Annotated in this window: 13 protein-coding genes; 6 read left to right on the plus strand and 7 right to left on the minus strand. The window is 39.4% G+C overall.

Annotated features, from left to right (window positions below; all coding sequences use genetic code 11):
• Window positions 1-145: 145 nt before the first annotated feature.
• The 5 genes from BKK50_RS07795 to ulaG all read right to left on the minus strand — a co-directional run bounded on the left by BKK50_RS07795 (window position 146) and on the right by ulaG (window position 4,598).
• On the minus strand, window positions 146-964 hold the full coding sequence (locus BKK50_RS07795) for a pyridoxal phosphatase (protein WP_077416944.1): 819 nt from the start codon (window positions 962-964) through the stop codon (window positions 146-148).
• Window positions 965-1,020: 56 nt separating this feature from the next.
• Window positions 1,021-1,716, minus strand: coding sequence for an L-ribulose-5-phosphate 4-epimerase (gene araD, locus BKK50_RS07800; protein ID WP_077416946.1), 696 nt, complete (start codon window positions 1,714-1,716; stop codon window positions 1,021-1,023).
• Window positions 1,710-2,570 (minus strand): L-ribulose-5-phosphate 3-epimerase, encoded by an 861-nt coding sequence (locus tag BKK50_RS07805; RefSeq protein ID WP_077416948.1) that lies wholly within the window; start codon window positions 2,568-2,570, stop codon window positions 1,710-1,712. Before BKK50_RS07805 ends, araD begins: the two co-directional genes overlap by 7 nt.
• Window positions 2,571-2,672: 102 nt before the next feature.
• Window positions 2,673-3,419 carry an HTH-type transcriptional regulator UlaR gene (gene ulaR / locus BKK50_RS07810; protein WP_077416950.1) on the minus strand — a complete coding sequence of 249 codons (747 nt, stop codon included), beginning with the start codon at window positions 3,417-3,419 and terminating at the stop codon, window positions 2,673-2,675.
• An 87-nt stretch (window positions 3,420-3,506) separates the two neighbouring features.
• Window positions 3,507-4,598 carry an L-ascorbate 6-phosphate lactonase gene (gene ulaG / locus BKK50_RS07815; protein ID WP_077416952.1) on the minus strand — a complete coding sequence of 364 codons (1,092 nt, stop codon included), beginning with the start codon at window positions 4,596-4,598 and terminating at the stop codon, window positions 3,507-3,509.
• Window positions 4,599-4,959: 361 nt separating this feature from the next.
• On the opposite strand from ulaG, the gene BKK50_RS07820 reads away from it, so the two are divergent.
• The 3 genes from BKK50_RS07820 (at window position 4,960) to BKK50_RS07830 (ending at window position 8,070) form a co-directional block, all read left to right on the plus strand.
• Window positions 4,960-6,771 carry a PTS ascorbate-specific subunit IIBC gene (locus tag BKK50_RS07820; protein WP_077416954.1) on the plus strand — a complete coding sequence of 604 codons (1,812 nt, stop codon included), beginning with the start codon at window positions 4,960-4,962 and terminating at the stop codon, window positions 6,769-6,771.
• A 77-nt stretch (window positions 6,772-6,848) separates the two neighbouring features.
• On the plus strand, window positions 6,849-7,316 hold the full coding sequence (locus BKK50_RS07825; protein ID WP_077416956.1) for a PTS sugar transporter subunit IIA: 468 nt from the start codon (window positions 6,849-6,851) through the stop codon (window positions 7,314-7,316).
• 73 nt (window positions 7,317-7,389) lie between these two features.
• Complete coding sequence (locus BKK50_RS07830) at window positions 7,390-8,070, plus strand: 3-keto-L-gulonate-6-phosphate decarboxylase UlaD (protein ID WP_077416957.1); 681 nt, start codon at window positions 7,390-7,392, stop codon at window positions 8,068-8,070.
• A gap of 508 nt (window positions 8,071-8,578) precedes the next feature.
• On the opposite strand, the gene rplY is transcribed toward BKK50_RS07830, so the two are convergent.
• Window positions 8,579-8,866 carry a 50S ribosomal protein L25 gene (gene rplY / locus BKK50_RS07835; RefSeq protein WP_077416959.1) on the minus strand — a complete coding sequence of 96 codons (288 nt, stop codon included), beginning with the start codon at window positions 8,864-8,866 and terminating at the stop codon, window positions 8,579-8,581.
• 208 nt (window positions 8,867-9,074) lie between these two features.
• Here rplY and BKK50_RS07840 point away from each other — a divergent pair, with 208 nt between their 5' ends.
• A complete protein-coding gene (locus BKK50_RS07840; RefSeq protein ID WP_077416961.1) occupies window positions 9,075-9,680 on the plus strand; it encodes a DedA family protein in 606 nt (201 codons plus the stop codon).
• A 284-nt stretch (window positions 9,681-9,964) separates the two neighbouring features.
• On the opposite strand, the gene BKK50_RS07845 is transcribed toward BKK50_RS07840, so the two are convergent.
• A complete protein-coding gene (locus tag BKK50_RS07845; protein ID WP_077416963.1) occupies window positions 9,965-11,260 on the minus strand; it encodes an NAD(P)/FAD-dependent oxidoreductase in 1,296 nt (431 codons plus the stop codon).
• A gap of 291 nt (window positions 11,261-11,551) precedes the next feature.
• Here BKK50_RS07845 and BKK50_RS07850 point away from each other — a divergent pair, with 291 nt between their 5' ends.
• Both BKK50_RS07850 and BKK50_RS07855 read left to right on the plus strand, forming a co-directional pair.
• On the plus strand, window positions 11,552-14,014 hold the full coding sequence (locus tag BKK50_RS07850; RefSeq protein WP_077416965.1) for an autotransporter outer membrane beta-barrel domain-containing protein: 2,463 nt from the start codon (window positions 11,552-11,554) through the stop codon (window positions 14,012-14,014).
• Window positions 14,015-14,100: 86 nt separating this feature from the next.
• Entirely contained in the window at window positions 14,101-15,153 is a 1,053-nt protein-coding gene (locus BKK50_RS07855; RefSeq protein WP_077416967.1) for an extracellular solute-binding protein, read from the plus strand.
• Window positions 15,154-15,245: the final 92 nt, after the last annotated feature.

Genomic DNA, 15,245 nt, shown 5'->3' on the forward strand with positions numbered 1-15,245 from the left:
TCTAGTACAGCCCCTAAAAAAATAATTCGGCATAGCCTGACAAACCAAACCGTTTTATCTGCTATGCCTCAATTGACCACTCTTTTTACAACTAAAACCTAGAGAGGAATAAAGAGCCGTTATGTCTTAGGATAAAAAATGAAAATTAGAGTGATAGAGCATCTTTTAATACTTGTGCAATACCGCTCTCATCATTTGATGTGGTAACCTGTTTAGCCTGTGATTTCACGTCCTCTTCTGCATTGCCCATTGCGACACCTAAACCAACAACACTTAACATACTAATATCATTATGATTATCACCAAATGCAATCACTTCTTGCGGTTTTATCCCCCACTCTTTCAATAAAGCAAGCAATCTCCCGCCCTTCGTATTGCCGGCATTGGCGATATCTATGCGATCCACCCAAGACCATTCACAGCTGAATTGAGAAATCGGCAGTTCGTTCACGACATTGTTCATAATCGCTTTATTCTCTGCGCTAATGACACATTTCCAAATGGGATTATGATAATCAATCACCTCTTGAATACTTTCCACTTTTCGAACATCAGGGCGAACTTCCGGTGGGCAAGTTTCCACCCATTTGAGAAATTTTTCCATATGTGGATTGAGTTGCGCATAATTCATTGAATCTCGGGAATACATTAATAGATGGCAATGATGTTTTTCCGCCACATCGTAAATTAATTGCGCCTGCTGTTTGGAAAGTGGATTGGCAAAAGGCGTGGAATCCGTTGCAACATCATAAACATAGGTGCCGTTACAGCAAATAATCGGCGTATCTAAACCTAATTCATGATAATAAGGTTTGACGGCGGTGTGGTGTCTACCGGTCACCAGCAAAACTTTAATCCCTTTATTTAGAGCGGCTTGAATTGCCGATTTATTTTCTACCAAAATACGGCCTTCAGAATTTAATAAAGTGCCATCAAGATCAAACGCCACGACTTTATAGTTCATTTTTATCCCTCTTTGATTGAAAAAGGGCGGTTAAAAAAACCGCCTTATTGTTAATACTATTGCCCATAATAGGCATCTTTACCGTGTTTACGAAGATAATGTTTATCCAATAATTCTTGTTGCATTGAGCCTAAACTTGGTCTTAGCACTTGACTAAATAGATTCATATAAGCCAATTCCTCTAACACCACGGCATTGTGTACGGCATTATCCGCATCGGTTCCCCACACAAAAGGACCGTGAGAATTGACTAATACAGCCGGTACTTGATTCGGATCAATATTGCGTTTTTGGAACGTTTCGACAATCACTTTCCCGGTTTCTAATTCATACTCACCTTGAATTTCTGACGGTGTCATTTTGCGGGTACAAGGAATTGTGCCATAAAAATAATCAGCGTGCGTAGTGCCCAGTGCTAATAAATCTTCACCGGCTTGTGCCCAAGTTGTCGCATGACGAGAATGCGTGTGAACAATTCCACCGATATCTTTGAAACGGCGATATAACTCAAGATGTGTCGGCGTATCAGAAGACGGTTTTTTATTTCCTTCAACAACATCACCGGTAAACAAATCCACCACCACCATATCTTCTGCGGTCATTACTTCATAATCTACACCGGAGGGTTTTATCACCACAAGATTAGAAGTGCGGTCAATTTCACTCACATTTCCCCAAGTAAAGGTGACTAATTGGTGTTTTGGTAAAGCTAAATTTGCTTTCAGTACTTTTTCTTTTAATGCATCTAACATTGGAAACCTCCTTCTTTCATTTTTTGTTCAATCCAACGGCGGGCATTGATAATTTCCGCAATAGGTTCATCCGATTTTTCCGTCCACATTTCAATTAAAAATGCACCTCGATAATTCAATTCAGCAAGGGTTTTAAAACAAGCAACAAAATCAACACAACCCTCACCAAACGGCACATCTCGGAACTGACCGACACAGGTTTCGGTTACCTTATAAGTATCTTTTAAATGAATAGCAGAAATTTTATCAATGCCAAGTTTAAGTTCTTCAGCAACATTATCATTCCACGCAGAAAGGTTGCCTAAATCAGGATAGACGGTAAACCAAGGTGATTTAATCATCTCATCCCATTTTTTCCAACGAGAAATCGAACTCATAAATTTCGTATCCATAATCTCTACTGCAAGCGTAACTTGGTTACTGGCAGCAAGTTCTACCGCCCATTCCAACCCTTGCTGAAAACGTTGGATAGTGCCCTCATCTTGTTCTTCATAATAAACATCATAACCCGCTAATTGGATAGTGCGAATGCCAGTATCAACCGCAAATTGGATCGCTTTTTCCATAATTTCATAGGCTTTTTGGCGGGTGGCTTCATCACGGCTACCGAAAGGAAAACGGCGATGCCCAGATAAGCACATAGAGGGAATCGTCACCCCGGTATTAACAATGGCTTTTACTAATTTTAACCGTTCTTTTTTGCTCCAGTCCAAACGAGCCAAACGTTCGTCCGTTTCATCAATAGACATTTCAACAAAATCAAAACCACAAGCTTTTGCAATAGATAAGCGATCCTGCCAACTAATGTTTTTGGGTAGGGCTTTTTCATAGATGCCGAGTTTATGTTTTCTCACTAAATACTCCTATCAAGGTTTGAGGTATAAATAACGTATTCGATTTTAATATACGAATACAATGAATATCTTTTTCATTTATTAATCTTTGCATTAAGACATCTAAACAAGCATTACTGATAAACCTTTCTCTTGTAATGATCGAATGAACTCAGGATCTGCATTTTTACCGGTAATTAATAAATCAATATCTTGCAATTTAGTAAATAGCATACCGACTTGTCGTCCTAATTTTGTACTATCCAGTAATACCACATATTTACCGGACTTAGCAGATAATCGTTGCTCAGAATTAGCAATAATCATATCGGTTTTATATAATCCTTCGGTGGTAAAACCTTTTCCGCTGGTAAACATAATATTGGCAGCATACGGACTTTCTCCTTGATTAAGGGAAAGGGTAATCGCTTTATTTCGATTATACTGACCGCCCATAATCACGATATCTTCATGATTATTTTCAATTAATTTATTAGCAAGAGGAATAAAATTTGTGATGATTTGCAATTTTCTTCCACATAAATGATCGCCTAGCATCTTCATTGTTGAACCGCACGTCAAAATAATCGAATCACCATCTTGACATAATTGACTTGCAGCCTGAGCAATGCGTTGTTTCTCATCAATATTATGAATAACCGGACTATATTGATAATCAGCAGGAAAAGACTGTATTGACTCTGCGCCGTTACGTACTTTTTTTAATCGACCTTGCTGTGCTAATTTATTAATATCCCGTCTTGCTGTTGCCGGTGAAATCTCAAGTTGATCAACAATTTCTGTTGTCGAAAGTGCTTTTTTCTCAAGTAATAATTGTAACAATCGTCGATGACGATAATTTTCGTTCATTATATTTTCCTTGCTATTTCTTTGATGCCACTGCTAATAATGAACAAAAAATGAGCCACCTTCAAGCAAAAAAGGTGGCTTTTTTTGTTATAACATTGATTTGAATTGAATATTAGGTTCGTGTTCAAAACAATCATCAAAGCCACGAGGGTGATGATATTCAATTAAATCTTTATCACGTGGGTAAACATACTTACCGCCCACTTCCCAGATAAATGGATGGAATTGATATTGCAGACGTTCCTTACGCATTTTCCATAATTGGATAATTTCGTCAGTGCTTGCCATAAAGTTTGTCCAAATATCGTGATGAACCGGAATTATGACTTTACAACGCAAGCTTTCCGCCATACGTAATAAATCAACAGAAGTCATCTTATCGGCAATACCGACCGGATTTTCACCGTAGTTATTAAGCGCAACATCAATATCAAATTGTTTACCATGTTTAGCAAATTGGATTGAGAAATGAGAATCCGCACCGTGATAAATATTACCACCCGGTGTTTTGAACACATAGTTTACCGCTTTGCGTCCCATTTCTTCATCTGATGGGCAAAGACCGGCTAATTCACCCCCCTGTTCTTCCGCACCTTCAACCGGCAAGGTCACCAAACAAGTGCGATCAAAAGAATCAAGCGCATGAATTTCCACATCTTTTAATTTCACCACATCGCCCGGTTTAACAACAATAATACGCTCCTCAGGCACACCCCATTTTTTCCATAATTCCGCACAGTGCCAAGGACCAACAAATTTCACGTGATCTAATTTAGGGTTATTGACAATCGCTGCTGCCACATTCACATCAATATGATCACTGTGGTAGTGAGAAGCAAGAATAAAATCCACCTCATTAATTGCAAACGGATCTAACACCATTGGTGCAGCGCGCAAGTTTGGTTGTAATTTACGAACACCCGCCATATTTGCCATTTGGTGACCTCGCACCATATCTTTCACTTTCTTCGTGCTTTTGCCACGACCGCACCATAAATCCATACAAAGATTTGCGCCACCCGGTGTTTTGATCCAAACCCCCACACAACCCAGCCACCACATCGCAAAATTGCCTTCAGGCACAACTTCTTGCTCAATCTCCTCATTTAGCCAGGTTCCCCACTCAGGAAAAGTAGAAAGAATCCAACTTTCACGGGTAATTTCTTGAATTTTGCTCATATTTAACTCCTTTAGTTATCAAAATAATCAAAACCAATCATATCAAATCATTTCATTTTGTAAAACACTTTTTCTAAAATTTGTGAACAAGATCTCAATTTGTCTTTTAGTTACTACAAAATAGAACAAATAAGCAATTAAAAATAGGAGAAGATTAGCTCACTAAGCTAAATAAATAAAACCCTTAGCACTTATAAGGTTATGAAAATAAAATGTGATATCGCTCACAAAAAATCAAATCCACTCTTTTTTATTCAAAAATAATTGCTATTATTTGCTGGATTTCTTTTTCGAGATCATTCGAAATGAATTCAAACACGAAGTATTTTCCATTTTAATCAAAGTCAACAGAGGTTCTGTTATGGAAACGTTATTAGAGCTATTTATTATTTTTAGGGATCAGGTTCTTAATAAAGCACCACTATTATTAGGTATTGTTGCCTGTATTGGCTATATTCTTCTCCGTAAGGATACAACAACCATTATCAAAGGAACGATTAAAACGATTGTTGGTTTTATGCTCGTTCAAGTGGGAGCCGGTGAATTAGTAAAAGGTTTTAAACCAATCATTGAAAAATTATCCGAATATCACGGCTTAACAGGCGCAGTGATTGACCCCTACACCAGTATGCAAGCCACCATTGAAACTATGGCGGATAATTATGCTTGGGTGGGTTATGCCGTCTTACTCGCATTAGCCTTAAATATTTTGCTTGTGGTATTTAGACGCTTTACCGGCATTCGCACGATTATGCTCACCGGGCATATTATGTTCCAACAAGCCGGTTTGGTCGCTGTATTCTATATGCTCATTGGCGCATCAATGATGGAAACCATCATCTATACGGCAATCATTATGGCGTTATATTGGGGGATTTCCTCTAATATTATGTATAAACCAACTCAAGCCGTAACCGGTGGTGCCGGTTTTTCTATCGGTCACCAACAACAAATCGCCTCTTGGATTGCGGTTCAACTCGCACCAAAACTCGGTAATAAAGAAGACAGCGTTGATAATATGAAATTGCCAAAATGGCTACATATTTTCCACGATAGTATTTCTGCGACTGTATTGGTGATGACCGTATTCTTCGGGATTATCTTACTCTCTTTCGGCTTAGATAATCTGCAAACTATGGCAGGAAAAACACACTGGACAATTTATATTTTTGAGACCGGATTAAAATTTGCCGTGGCAATTCAAGTGATTGTTATCGGGGTTCGGATGTTTGTTGCCGAATTATCCGAAGCCTTCAAAGGTATTTCCGAACGAGTCATTCCTAATGCGGTGTTAGCCATTGACTGTGCGGCAATTTATGCTTTCTCACCGAATGCCATGGTTTTCGGTTTTATGTGGGGAGCAATCGGTCAATTCGTTGCTGTTGGTCTATTACTTGGTTTTGATGCTTCCGTATTAATCATCCCCGGTTTCATTCCAATGTTCTTCTCTAATGCCACCATCGGTGTATTTGCCAACCATTTCGGTGGCTGGCGCGCAGTAATGAAAATCTGTTTTGTGATGGGGATCATTGAAGTATTAGGCTCAGCCTGGGTTATTCACTTACTCTCAACCCAAGGCGCAACCTTTAACGGTTGGATGGGGATGGCTGACTGGGCATTATTCTTCCCTCCAGTATTACAAGGTATTGTCAGTATTCCGTTCTTCTTCTTTGTCATCTTGGCTGCTGCATTTGTTTATATGGCATTTGCTGCGAAAAAATTGCGTGCAGCTGAAGCAGCGGCTGCGGCTGCCGGTAAAACCCTTGAACAAATGGATGGCTATGGCGTGGATGAAGACGAGGAAGAAATCGTTTCCCAAGAACAAGCAACTCAAAGTGCGGTCAAAAGTGATGATGTTTCCGATGATACGGTTAAACCGGTTCGTATCCTTGCTGTCTGTGGTTCAGGTCAAGGTTCTTCAATGATGATGAAGATGAAAATCAAAGGCTATTTAGACAAACGTGGTATTCCAAACATTATGGATTCTTGTGCGGTCACCGACTACAAGGGCAAATTAGACAGTACAGATATTATTGTCTCCTCTAAACATTTATCCGATGAAATTCAAGTGAGTGAGGGTAAATTTGTATTAGGCGTACAAAATATGCTTAATCCAAACTCTTTTGGTGATGAATTAATCGAATTGATTAACAAATTCCAAAATAACAAATAATTATTCACAAAGTGCGGTCAGTTTTCAGTGAAAATTTACCGCACCACTTTCACACTACTATAGTTAAGGATGTCAGTATGTTAAAAGAATCACTTATCGCAAACAATTCAATTAAACTCAATCAAACTGCGGCAGATTGGAAAACAGCGATCAAAATCGGCACGGATTTATTAGAGGCTTCCGGTGCTATTGAACCCCGTTATTACGATACCATTATCAGTAATATCGAAAAAATGGGTCCTTACATTATTTTAGCACCGGGTCTTGCCATGCCTCACGCTCGTCCGGAAGAAGGTGTGATCAAAACGGCGTTTGCTTTAGTCACATTAAAAGAACCGATTTATTTTGAAGGTGAAGATGACCCTGTTTATGTTTTAATCACCCTCGCAGGTAGTGACTCCGATCAGCATATGCAAGGTTTAATGGAAATTACTCAAGTGCTTGATGATCCGGATAACGATGATGGTGTAGATTTAAACCGTTTCCGCCACTGTAACAGTGCCGAAGAAGTTTATGCCGCCATTGATAACGCATTAAATGGCTAATCTTATTTGAAAAAGTGCGGTTAAAATTGACTGCACTTTCCCCCATTTCAATTTAACAGAAGGAATAATTACAATGTCTAAACCATTATTACAAATTGCCCTTGACTCTCTTTCTTTAGAAAAAGCAGTTGCTGATGCTAAACAAGCAGAAAGTTCAGTGGAAATCATTGAAATCGGTACCATTCTTGCCTGTGCGGAAGGTATGAAAGCAGTTAGCACCTTACGGGCCTTACACCCAAACCATATTATTGTTTGCGATTTAAAAACCACCGATGGGGGGGCTATTTTGGCTAAAATGGCATTTGAAGCCGGAGCAGACTGGCTGACGGTTTCTGCCGCCGCTCACCCTGCAACCAAAGCCGCTTGCAAAAAAGTGGCTGATGAATTCAATGCCGCACACCCTGAATTAAAGGTGAAAAAGGAAATTCAAATAGAGATCTACGGTAACTGGACTGTCGAAAAAGATGCCAAAGAATGGGTTGAGTTAGGGGTGACACAAGCGATCTATCACCGCTCACGAGATGCCGAATTAGCAGGTAAAGGTTGGACATCAGAGGATGTTGAATTAATGAAAAAATTATCCGCTTTAGGACTTGAGCTTTCCATCACTGGTGGCATTGTGCCGGAAGATATTCATCTCTTCAAAGAAATTAAAAATGCCAAGGCCTTCATTGCCGGTCGAGCGTTAGTAGGTGAAAAAGGCAAAGTTACCGCTGAAGCCATTCGTGCTGAAATTGACAAATATTGGGCATAACCCCGCAATTAAAGCATATTGTATTTAAAATTTTGCCAAACTTATCCTTATCACAGTAAAAATCGGGTAAATTAATTTATCCGATTTTTTATAGATTACTTACTGTTAAACCTAAATAAATATATTCAAGAAATATCTCAATATTGTTGAGCCTCCCGAATATCAGCACCAATGCACCGATTCCACTAAATGACTGTTCTTACAAGATTATATTAACCGTCAACCTCAATGAAGAAATAACTAAATTTCATTCTTAACGGCCAGCTAGGGGAAGGGAGGGTAGGGTAAAAGGTAAGATAAATTTGAACGACTAAATTGGAGGTGCAATTAGCTACCAGCCTTCATTGGCTACGATTTCTCAGTTTTTCCAATAAAAAAGCTCATCAAAAACGATGAGCTTCTTAATTTCTTAAAATTATCTCCAAAAGGATCATTGATTTTATGACTTCATATACAATCAAACATTATCTTGGAAATAAAATCGACTTAAAACCGTATAAATGCCGAATTATACTCTTTTAAAGTCAATGTGAACCAATTTAGGTTTGAATGGGTGACGTTGCATTGCTTGAACTTTCACCGCAACTTCTTTGCCATCAATGACAAGTGTAATCACATCAGAGTAGAAAGTATCGTGAACTTGTGCATTGTTTAATTCATCGTGATTTAAGATGATTGAAACAGGTGCTTCATTACCCCCATAAACGATAGCAGGGATTTGACCGTTATGACGCAGGCGGCGGCTCGCACCCGTACCTTGCGCTGTACGAACTTCAGCGTTAAATTTAAATGCCATTTTAATGTTCTCTTTAAAAAGATTAAAAAATAAAAAATTGCAGGCGACCCAGCAACTTTCCTAACTTGACTCAAAGCCTTGACTTTGAGGGCGAAAATTATAAAAGATCCAATCTATCAAGGCAAACTTTTTCTAGGATATTCAGTCAGAAAAGATTAGAATACTTCCCAACTTTTACCCATTGATAGAAGTGAAATAGCAGGCACAAATGGAATTTCTTATTAGTTTTTTTACCGATTACGGCTACTGGGCTGTACTTTTTGTTTTGATTATCTGTGGCTTTGGTGTCCCTATTCCTGAAGATATAACCCTTGTTTCAGGCGGTGTCATTGCCGGACTTTACCCCGAAAGCGTTAATTCCCACATAATGTTATTAGTCAGTATGTTTGGTGTCCTTGCGGGTGATTCCTGTATGTATTGGCTAGGTCGAATTTATGGCACAAAAATTTTACGTTTCCGTCCAATGCGAAAAATAGTGACGTTAAAACGCCTAAAGATGGTACGTGAAAAATTCGCCCAATATGGAAATCGGGTGCTATTTATTGCACGATTTCTTCCGGGCTTACGAGCACCAATTTATATGGTTTCAGGTATTACACGCCGTGTGAGCTATACTCGCTTTGTGTTCATTGATTTCTGTGCCGCGATTATTTCCGTGCCAATTTGGGTTTACCTTGGTGAATTTGGTGCGAGAAATTTAGATTGGTTACATGAGCAAATTCAGAAAGGTCAAATGGTTATTTACATATTGGTTGCTGCCATTGCCCTGTTCTTACTTTGGAAATGGAAAAAATCGAAAAAACAGAAAAATTAACGTGGTAAATGTAAAGTGCGGTCAAAAAGAGTGAAATTTTTCGGTATTATATCGCAGTTGCACAACGTTGTTTTGGGTTCGCTTGTAGCGATACACTGCGTGTGTCCGAATTTTAACTTATTGAAATAATTTGATTTTATAACGGACACACGCAGTGTGTCCCTACGTTCTGTTAAAATTTCTGTTTTTGTGCATTTGCTACATAATACCGAAAAAACCAACCGCACTTTTTCATAAGTGACAAAATGATACGGAATAAAGTGCGGTCAATTTTAAACCTGTTTTTAACGATATTTATCTAAGAACTGATAGTATTTCACCCCAATCTTCGTGGCTAAATTTTTCACCCATTTCCCACCGTAAACGGAAGGCACTTTTAAGCCTTCAAAAATTTGCAGACGTTCGTCATTGCCTAAAATGGCTTCCGCAATAATGCGACCTGCCAAGCCGGTTAAGGCTACACCGTGTCCCGAATAGCCTTGCGCAAAGTAAATATGGGGTGAAATTCGTCCGAAATGGGGGGTGGCGTTCATGGTCATATCAATTGGCCCAGCCCAGCCGTAGTCGATTTTCACCTCCTCTAATTGTGGGAAAACGTGCAGCATATTTTTCCGCATCACCTCGACCATATTTTTTTCCGAGCTGGAATCGCTCCCAAAAAGCAGGCGATTGTCCGCACTCAAACGATAATAATCAAGCAGCAAATTGTTATCGCACACAGACATTCCATTATTAATCACCGAATCCGCTACGGCTTGGCTTAAGGGCTCCGTGGCAATAATAAAACTTTCCACCGGCATAATTTTTCGGTTAATACCATGATGAATAGATTTAGGGAGCGTATCAATATAAGCGTTGGTGGCTAAAATAACATCTTGCGAAATGACCGCACTTTGGTCGGTTTTCACCTCAATACAACCGCTTTTTTCAATAAGATCCACCACCGGTGATTGTTCAAAAATCTGCACGCCAAGATCTAAACAGGCTTTCGCTAGCCCCAAACAATAATTGAAAGGATGTAAATGACCGGAATGGCTATCGTATAAGCCCCCTACATAAATATCGCTCCCTAAATGCTGTTTGAGTTTCGCTTTATCCCAAAGCTGCATATTTTGATAGCCAAAATTTTTGTGGCTGGCTTTTTCCATTTCAATCAGATCATCCATACGGCGATGGTTCAATGCCAGGGTCGCATAGCCTTTTTTCCAGTCGCATTGAATACCGTATTTTGCGATGCGTTCATCAATAATATCAATGGCTTCCAACGACATTTCCCACAGTTGACGTGCTTTCTCAAAGCCGACTTGATGAATATATTCATCAATGCCTTCTTCAAACCCATTAATCGCTTGCCCACCACTTCGACCGGAAGCGCCAAAGCCCACCCGAGCGCCTTCCAATACCACGACTTTTTTCCCTTTCTCTGCCAGTTCCAATGCAGCAGATAGCCCAAAAAAGCCGGCACCGATAACGCAAACATCAGCCCGTTCAAGCTGTGTTAAAGGAGGGAGTTGGAAATCTTGATTGCGGGAATCAAAATAGTAGGAGGAAACGTGTTCTTGATGAGCAAAAGTGAGCATAAAACCTCTCGTTAATAAAAACCGGCGAAATCTTACGCCTATGGGGAAATATGTCAAATCCTTTGCGAAAAGTGGTCGGATTTTATTAGGATATTTTTTGAGCTATTATGCCAAACTTTGTGATTTATAACAGCTTAACAGCTTAACAGCTTAACAGCTTAACAGCTTAACAGCTTAACAGCTTAACAGCTTAACAGCTTAACAGCTTAACAGCTTAACAGCTTAACAGCTTAACAGCTTAACAAATATAAAACACAAACTGTCTATCGTCTATTTTGTTAAGGAATCACAATGATGAAAAAAATCTCTTTTTTTCTTATCTCTATCTTTCCCTGCTTAAGCTACGCTGATGTAATAAAAAACGGTTCAATAGAGGCTATTGAAGCATTCATTGATAATCCGTCAAAAGATGAGGAGGAATTTCGTTTTTATAACTATTTAATTGTTGGTGAAAAAGATAAAGCTGAACTGACTATCAATAAGGGGAGCAAAGTTAGCATACTTGGTTATCCCGGGAAAGGAAGATATCGCACCAATGGAAGTGTGACAGTGGGTTATGGAAAAAACGGTGATGGAAAATTAATCGTTGATGGCGAAGGTAGCATTTTGAAAGTAGGCAATGCGATTCTCCTTGGGGACAGTCGTGGGAATGCTGAACTTCATATCACCAACGGTGCAAAAGTGATACAGGTAGGAATAAATGATCCTTATTCCTCAAGTAGTAATCTAGCTGGGGATAGAAACGAAAAAACACTTATTGTCATTGATGGAAAAGGTTCTGAACTTACTTATAGCGGGGGAATCGCCACCCCTGCGCGCACAGATAAAATCACCCTTCTAAATGGCGGCACACTCACCCTCCCCGGTCAACCGCTCACAGATATTGAAAACCAAGGCTACTTAAATGTGCTCAATAACACTCTAACTATTAATAAAACCCTAAAAATAGGGAGTGATGATCACAAAAATGCAGGTGAATTTAATATTCCTCGTGGCGTGATTGCAAGCAGCCCCGGTGATTTTTATCCTGTCCGCTTAATATTTAACAAACTGAAAAACGATAATATCATTTTTCCACTATACACCTGTTCACGATGCACGATTGAATATAATGCTCCCGAAAAAATGCAGATTAAACTTCTTTATGATGAATACGGTGGAGAAGCGAGAAGCGCTAATATATTAATCAAGCAAGGCGCATTGTCATTAACCGATCAATCAACATTTGATCGGATTGGTCTAAACCATTTGAGCATTTCTCCAAATGCTACGCTTTTCCTCGGCAATATTGGACCAAAATCCGCTTATCACGAAAATAATTTGGATGTTTCCGATCTGAAACAGATTATTGCGATGGATCCTGCTAACGGTGATTACCTTAATACCAAAAATTTTTTTGTAAAAGGCTCATTTACCCATCAAGGTATCCTTGATTTAGCAGACGGTTCAAACCAACCTAATTTTACCCATCTTGTTGTTAATCACTATACTTCCGGCGGCACATTGCTGGTTGATACGGTTTGGAATAAAGATCCAAATACATCAGGCAGTGATATTTTGCACGTGCTAGGTCATATTGACACCTCAGGCGGCGCAACCACTATTAAAACCAAAACAGGGATTTGGGGGGACATTGAAAAAACGGCTCAGGAACAAACGTCCTCTCCCGTTGTTATCGCTGAAAAAGATCATAATGGATTAGCATTTGTTGGGAAATCAGACACATTGAATGCAGGCGAAGCACAATTAGTGAAAATTGGTAATAAATACTACTGGACACTTGAGGCACTTGAGCCGAAACCTAATAAGGAGATTAGAACAGCAGCCTCATCTACTTATATTCAAATGCCTTATACCAATATGGAGTTGGGTTACAGTGCTATTGATACCTTAGCGAAACGGCGTGGTAGCACAGTCAATCCGCAAGCATCTGCTCAAAACGGTGTTTGGGGACGGGTTGTCAGCAAATATCTGAAAGTTGAAGGTAAAAATCGTCTTAATCATAGACAAAACCAATACCTTGCTCAAATTGGTGTGGATTTAGATATCAATACCCAAGATTCAGTCACCAAACAAACAGGGATTTATGCCACTTTTGGTTATAATCACCTTAATTTTTCCGATAGATTCCGTGCCGAAAATGGGCGGATCGTTAGTGATAAACACACTGGAAAAGGAAAAACCAAAGCCGGATTATTTGGGCTTTATCATTCAATCTTTTGGCAAAATGAATCTTATCTCGATCTTGTCGGACAAGTAGGCTATTTACGTAATGAATATCGCCCAAGAGAAGGAAGTAAGCTCAGTCAAGATGGTATGACCACCTTAATTTCGACAGAAATAGGACAAACTTTCCATCTTAATGAAAATTGGTCATTGGAACCGCAAACCCAATTAATTTATCAACACTTGTACTTAAAAGATCTGTACGATAAACATCTTAATATTCAATTCCATAACCAATCAGGCTTACGAGGACGATTAGGTTCAAGCCTTAATTTCCGAAATGAAGCCTATTTGTTTGCTCTGACGACAAATGTTTGGCACGATTTCCTGCACAATAAATCGGTGAAAATCGGTAACCGTGATTATCGGGAAGATTATGCTCAAACGTGGTTAGATGTGGGATTACAGTTCCAATGGAATGCAACAAACAATCTTTCATTCTATGCACATACCCATTTGGAGCATTCACTGAAAAGCCAAACCCGTAATACCTATCAGCTTGGCGCAGGTGTACAATATGTTTGGTAATTGATAAACTTCGCTCGGTAATGAAAGTTACCGAGCGATTTTTTACTTATCATTTTTTATTTTATCACCCATAGGAGGTCAATAAATTGAAAAAATCCCTTGTTCGTACTCTCAAAAATCTTTTCCTTTCTGTGACCGCACTTTTTGCAGCATCCGCTTTTGCCAACAACAAACTTTATGTTTATAACTGGACGGATTATGTCCCACCTGAACTCGTTGCACAATTTACCAAAGAAACCGGTGTGGAAGTGATTTATTCCACCTTTGAAAGCAACGAAGAAATGTATGCCAAATTAAAATTGACGGAAAGCACCGGATCAGGCTATGACATCGTGTTTCCATCAAGCTATTATGTCAATAAAATGATCAAGGAAAATATGTTACAGCCCCTCGATCACAGCAAATTAGCGAATTTAAAACAAATTCCAAAACACTTGCTGAACAAAGAATTTGACCCTGAAAACAAATTCTCCCTGCCTTATGTTTACGGTTTAACCGGGATTGAAGTTAATGCTGATGATATCGACCCGAAAAGCATCACCAGTTGGGCAGATTTATGGAAACCTGAATTTAAACACAAAGTGCTGATGACCAGTGACGCTCGTGAAGTGTTCCATATCGCCCTGTTATTAAATGGAAAATCGCCTAATACCACTAACGAAGAAGAAATCAAAGCGGCTTATGAGCGTTTGGTAAGCTTATTGCCGAATGTGATTACTTTCAATTCTGATTCACCGGAAGTGCCTTATGTGCAAGGCGAAGTGGCACTAGGGATGATTTGGAACGGCTCTGCCTATCTTGCCCATAAAGAGAATCCAAGCCTACAATTTATCTACCCAAAAGAAGGCGCAATTTTCTGGATGGATAATTATGCTATCCCGAAAACCGCAAAAAATGTGGAAGGGGCGCATAAGTTTATTGACTTCCTCCTTCGTCCAGAAAATGCCAAAGTGGTGATTGAACGGATGGGCTTTTCAATGCCGAATGAAGGTGTGAAAGCCTTGCTTAGCCCGGAGTTGGTGAATGATCCGACCTTATTCCCACCTTCAGAAGAAGTGGAAAAAGGCATTATGCAAGGGGATGTGGGGGACGCCGTGGATATTTACGAAAAATATTGGAATAAACTCAAAACCAATTAATTTTTTCTTTCACAGTATTATGCAGCAGTTGCACAACATTACTTTTTTGTTATTTTGTAGGGACACACTGCGCGTGTCCGAATCTTAACCTA

The organism is Rodentibacter rarus (assembly GCF_001998965.1).
Taxonomy (GTDB): Bacteria; Pseudomonadota; Gammaproteobacteria; order Enterobacterales; family Pasteurellaceae; genus Rodentibacter; species Rodentibacter rarus.